Source organism: Aquiflexum sp., from assembly GCF_041749095.1.
GTDB lineage: Bacteria > Bacteroidota > Bacteroidia > Cytophagales > Cyclobacteriaceae > Aquiflexum.
In genome coordinates this window covers 1-3881 of sequence record NZ_JBGTCA010000531.1, presented here as the reverse complement: position 1 = coordinate 3881, position 3881 = coordinate 1, and the positions used below count along the sequence as shown (strand labels likewise).

Here is a 3881-nt window from a genome sequence, read left to right as displayed (position 1 = left end):
TTGATGATTTCAAACTTGATCAGGACATTGTCATCATCACCCTAAACCAAGATGAAAATCAGGAACTGAAATTTATTATTGAGACCACCACCGAACTTGAAATCTGGGAACCATCAACTTCCTCACTACTTACAGAATTTTAACCTAAAACAAATGAATATGAAAAATCTAATTCTTGTCTTCTTAATGTTATTTATAGGTACGGCACAAGCCCAGGATATATTCCAGGAAGCATTATACTCAGGCGACCTGATAATGAAAAACAGGGAGAAAATTGCCCTCAGTGACCAACAGGCAGAAAAAATAAAAAAGATCCACAGCCAAAACGCAGGAGAATTTAGTACACTCAAATGGGATTTGGATGAGGCCAATGCTAAGCTGAAATCCTTGCTCAAAGAACCAAAAATCAACCAAGAAGCTGCAATTAGACAATTGGAGATTGTTCTTGCCATTGAAAATAATTTGAAAAAGAAGCAATTAAGCAATCTTGTGTCTATAAAAAATGAGTTGAATGAAAATCAAATTGAACAACTGGGAAAATTGAAAAATAATCGGGTATTTGGTTCGACCTCTTTAAAATCAGCTCAAAAAACCGATGCGCCTGTGGCAATATCAGTGATGGGTTCAACTAGTGCAGAAAACAAACCTGCTATGTATTATTCCAATAATGGCAAATTAATCAAAATCAAAGATATTGAAAGTATTAAACCTGAGGACATTCAGAGCATTGAGGTACTTAAAAACAAGGCGGCCATAGACAAGGTAGGGGAAGAAGGAAAAAATGGAGTGGTTATTTTAATCATGAAAAAAGGATCAAATGATTAATTTTATAAGACCTTCGTATGCGCCGGGGCGCACACAAAAGTCTCTGAGTTTTGAATTCATCCTTATTTTTGCTAAAAAACCTTCGAGGTCTGAAAAAGACCTCAAAGGTTTGGCCTCACTTATAAAAACCTCCAACTGCTTTTGAAATTCCTTGGCAAATCTTCGCCTTTCATCCTTGCCCGGAGCAATTCTATGGGCATATAGTTTTGGCTGATAAAGAAATCGTGGAATTCTTTTTCTGTCATTTTTCCCGATTGGACCATTTCATTTTTAAGGGAATACACCTGAAGACCACCGATCATATATGCCAATTGGTACAAAGGCCCATAGCTTCCTTCGAATGACCTTCTGACTTCTGCTTCGGCATTGGCACGCTCATGGCCTACTTTGTCCACAAGGAAGTCTATACATTCTTGGGGTGTCATATTCCCCAAATGGTAATTTAAAGAAAACACAATCCTTGCTGCCCGGTGCATTCTCCAGAAAAGCATCCCGATTCTATCTTCAGCATTCCTCGGGAAACCCTTGTCCCATAGGTTAAACTCCCAATACAAAGTCCATCCCTCCACCCAAAATGGTGTATTGAAAATCCTACGATGAGGAAAATGACGCTGATTCATAAATTGCTGCATGTGATGTCCGGGTATCAGTTCATGCTGCACCGTAGCTCTTGAAAAATGTGGATTATTGCCACGCATACTCATCATTTTGTCCTCATGGGACATCTCAGAAGTAGGATAGGAAATGATGATGGTTTCTCCACCCAAAAAGAATGGACTAACTTTCTGTCTTTCAGCAGACATCATGGTAGTTCGCCAGGTTTCCTTGGCCATTTCCGGAACGGTCATCAAGTCATTATCTTCCAAAAATGCAATAGCCTCTTCTGCCATCTTCGCCACCATTTGCGGCCATTCACCTGCCGGAACATAAGTGTTTTTCACATGCTCCAAGGCTGCTTTCCAGTCATTACCAAACCCCAATTCATTGGAGGCTTTGATCATTTCCCGTTCACACCATGCATATTGTTTTTCCCCTTCCTTGAGCAATTCTTCCGCGGTATAAGGAATCATGTTATATGCAAGCTCTTTTTCAATGGCCACTTTACCCGAGATTTTACCAATAATGCCCGAACCATCATCTTTCACCACAGTATTTTCAAAATGGTTCTTCAAAAAATCCCCATAGGCTTTCATCGTTTTATCCAGACTTTTCATGGGCTCTTTCATCCACCAGGTAAACTCCGGATCATAATCAAAGTAGAAATTGTATGCCTCCTCGCTACTCTTCCTCATTCCTTCCACCACTTGGGCGGCCAATTCCGCAGTCTGCCAACTGTTATATGGTTTGGCTTTTTTTGATTGCTCCAATTTGGTTTTTATTGCCTTTTCAACCTGCGTAAAAGTTGCCGCCAATTCTTGTGCATTGGGTTTGACAGCCATTCTTCGGGTTTGATAGAACTTTTCCATTGGGCCTGCAAAATCAACCACATCTTTGACAGCCTTGTATTCCTCATAAGCTGCGGAGTGGAAATAACTTTCTTTTTCCAGGTAATTCTTAAAAATCTGGTAATCGAGCTTTCCGTCTGCTGAATAGCTTTCATAAGGCATATTTTCCAAAGCCTTGAGCCATTCTTTGTATAGGAGATCTATCCTTTGGAAATATTCATCCGATAAATGATTAGTGTATTTTCTGGCCAAAGCAGTTCTATCTGCCTGATAGCTCATGATACTTGGGTACAATTCAGTAGCAAAGGATGAAATGCAGACTGAAATGGTCAGTATAACTATAAATAGCGACTTTTTCATATTTGAAAATTATATATAGGTTTTCCTTAAATAAATAGATATATAATTGAAATATAGTTGATATAAGATTGATATAATTATGGTATTGTACCTCAATTTCCAAAATATTTCGCCGAAGGCATTTTTCAACTATATTTCACGAAGTATATTTCATCCAATTAATTTCACCTTATTTTTCACAAAAACCCAATACCCCATTGACCAATGGTGGGACTTGGTTGATGGGTGGTGTTTTGATACAAGGACTATCTTATCTGATATTGTTTTCAAATGAAACAGTTCGTAGAACTTCTCAGGGGTGATGACCTTGAATTTAGCTTTGGGGTGGGTTTCTTTGAATATTTTGAGGAATCTGCAAATGAATTGAAAAAGCCAACTTCACAAATTTAGCTAAAATTAGGAAGTTGAGTTCACGGATTTAGCTAAATTCAGGAATTAACTTGCTTTCGAATTTGACGCAAAACTTTTCCAAAGTTTGAAACTTTGGAAAAGATATCACCAAGCCTAAGATCATAAATTCATAAATCATCCCTGCAAATTTAAAATTTATTTTTAAATTTGCAGGGATGATTGAAAGGTATATACAACTTGGGTTTGAGTTTTCAGTGAATAATTAAAACTTATATAAGCTACTTTGTGAATGCCTTCTTGGTTACCGAGCTCCCGTCTTGGCACATCAATATCAAAAAAAGGCTGGTGAAATCCTCAAAAATCTATTTTCGGGATAATGGAATGCTGCATTATCTTTTAGGAATAAATGATAGGGAGTCGCTTTATGGAAATATTGCGGTTGGAAGTTCATGGGAGGGTTTTGTGATTCATCAGGTAAAATCGGTATTGAGTACAGATGATGAAATATATTTCTACAGAACCCAAGATGGTGCAGAAATTGACCTTTTGATCAGGAGAGATACCCGCTGGCTTGCTGCAGTTGAGATTAAGTTAAGTCTTTCTCCAAAACTTACCAAAGGTAGCTATTTGGCAATGGAAGACTTGGGAGTCGAAAAGCTATATGTCGTTACTCCCGGAGAAGAGAGATATGTTTATGAGTCTAATGTTGAAGTCATTGGTTTATTGCAATTTTTGGACGAATTCAAAAACAAAGATTGATTCGCACTTTAATATGAATAGAAAAAGAATCTCAGATAAGGATTGGCTAAGGAGAGAATGGGAACGAAAAAAGAACTCTGATATCATCGAAGCCTCACTGAGTGCTCTATTCGGCATAATATTGATCTTTCTTGCCATTTA

The 3881-nt window shown here is 37.9% G+C and carries 3 protein-coding genes; 2 read left to right on the top strand and 1 reads right to left on the bottom strand.

Annotated features, from left to right (window positions below; translation table 11 throughout):
- The first annotated feature begins 159 nt into the window (after positions 1-159).
- Entirely contained in the window at positions 160-825 is a 666-nt protein-coding gene (locus tag ACEW8O_RS23850) for a hypothetical protein (RefSeq protein ID WP_373497134.1), read from the top strand.
- A gap of 119 nt (positions 826-944) precedes the next feature.
- Here the strand turns inward: ACEW8O_RS23850 and ACEW8O_RS23845 are convergent, their stop codons facing one another.
- On the bottom strand, positions 945-2630 hold the full coding sequence (locus tag ACEW8O_RS23845) for a DUF885 family protein (protein ID WP_373497133.1): 1686 nt from the start codon (positions 2628-2630) through the stop codon (positions 945-947).
- Between the two features lie 609 nt (positions 2631-3239).
- Between ACEW8O_RS23845 and ACEW8O_RS23840 the strand changes: the two genes are divergently transcribed.
- Positions 3240-3740, top strand: a complete 501-nt coding sequence (locus ACEW8O_RS23840) for an ATP-binding protein (RefSeq protein ID WP_373497135.1) — start codon at positions 3240-3242, stop codon at positions 3738-3740.
- Positions 3741-3881 lie beyond the last annotated feature (141 nt).